At 73.0% G+C, this 1,680-nt stretch carries 1 protein-coding gene; it reads left to right on the top strand.

Annotated elements, in window-relative coordinates:
* The coding region (locus ACFWW9_RS46085; protein WP_390389999.1) for an FtsK/SpoIIIE domain-containing protein at positions 1-1,591 on the top strand (1,591 nt) is incomplete at its 5' end.
* Positions 1,592-1,680 lie beyond the last annotated feature (89 nt).

Below are 1,680 nucleotides of genomic sequence, written 5' to 3'. Positions count from 1 at the left end.
GCCCGCGCTGCCGTCGGCGCTCACCGTCGCCGACCTGCCCGCGGTGGCGCCGGGCGACTACCTGACGCCCGTTCCGTACGGCGTCGTCGACCTGCCCGCCGACCAGCGCCAGGAACCGCTGGTGCTGGACTTCGCGACGCTCGGCCACCTGCACGTGGCCGGGTCCGCCCGCAGCGGCCGGTCGCAGGCGTTGCGGACCATGGCCGGGGCCCTGGTGCGCGAGCACTCGCCCGCGGACGTCCACCTCTACGGCATCGACTGCGGCAACGGCGCTCTGCTCGCGCTGACGAACTTCCCGCACACCGGTGCGGTGGTGCAGCGGTCCGAGGCCGAACGGCTTTCCCGTTTGCTGGGGCGGCTTTCCGGCGAGTCGGCGCGACGGCAGCAGTTGTTGGCGTCGACGGGGTCGGCGAACCTCGTGGAGTACCGCACCGGTCGGACCGACGACCGCCCGCCGCACATCGTGGTGCTGATCGACCGCTGGGAGGTCTTCGACAAGACCTACGCCGACTACGACGGCGGGTCGCTGATGAACGCCGTCCTGGCCCTGCTGCGCGACGGCGCGAGCGTCGGCATCCACCTCGTTCTCGCCGGTGACCGGGCGCTGTTCTCCAGCCGGGTGTCCTCGACGACCGAGGACAAGCTGGTGCTGCGCCTCAACGACCGCGCCGACTACAGCGCGATCGGGCTCAACCACCGCAACCTCCCCGACGAGATCGAACCCGGCAGGGCGTTCCGCGCCGCCGACTCCGCCGAGGCCCAGATCGCGTTGCTCACCGCCGACCCGTCCGGGCAGGCGCAGGCGCGGGCACTGGTGGCCATCGCCGCGGAGCACCGCGAGCGGTGGGTCGACGTGCCCGCGGCCTCGCTGCCGTTCCGCGTGGACGTGCTGCCCGACCAGCTGACCTACGCGCAGGCACGGGAGATCGCGCCCGCCGCGAAGGAGATGGCGCCGTTCGTCGGCGTGGGCGGGGACGACCTCGCCGCGCTGGCGCCCGACCTGGCGGTGACACCGACGTTCGTGATCGGTGGACCGTCCCGTTCGGGCCGGAGCACCGCGCTGCTGACCGTGGTCGCGGGGCTGTTGCGCGCGGGAACGCCGGTGGTGATCGCCGCGCCCCGCCGCTCGCCGTTGCGGGACCTCGCCGGTGTCGAGGGCGTCCTGGACGTGGCCACCGACGGCGAGTTCAGCACGGGACAGCTGGTGAGCGCGCTGGACAAGGCCGACGGACCCGCCGTCGTGGTGATCGACGACGCGGAGTTGCTGCTCAAGTGCGACGCGGGCAGCGAACTGGGCCTGATCGCGCGGACCGGGGCCGAACAGGGCAGGGCGCTGGTCATGGCTGGCACGACGGAAGGGCTGGTCGCCGGGTTCGGCGGCTGGCACGTCGACGCGCGGCGCAACCGGCAGGGCATGCTGATCAGCCCGCAGGGGTTGGGGGACGGCGAGCTGCTGGGCGCCAAGCTCACCCGTGGCCAGCTCGGCGGGGGACGGCCCGGCCGGGCGCTGACGCACTTCGGTGACGGCAGGATCCACGTCGTGCAGGTGCCCGAGACCACGGTCGAGGACGTGCTGTCCAGCCTTCGGTGAGACGACGGAAAAGTCCCGGGGGGGACGAAACGGGGCGCCCCGGGTGTGTGGTTTGGGGGGGGGGGAATGTTGGGGATCAGGTGTTGATC

This window comes from Umezawaea sp. NPDC059074, from assembly GCF_042738955.1.
GTDB lineage: Bacteria > Actinomycetota > Actinomycetes > Mycobacteriales > Pseudonocardiaceae > Umezawaea.
The sequence above is the reverse complement of the archived record's forward strand: the minus strand, read 5'-3'. Positions and strand labels throughout refer to the sequence as shown.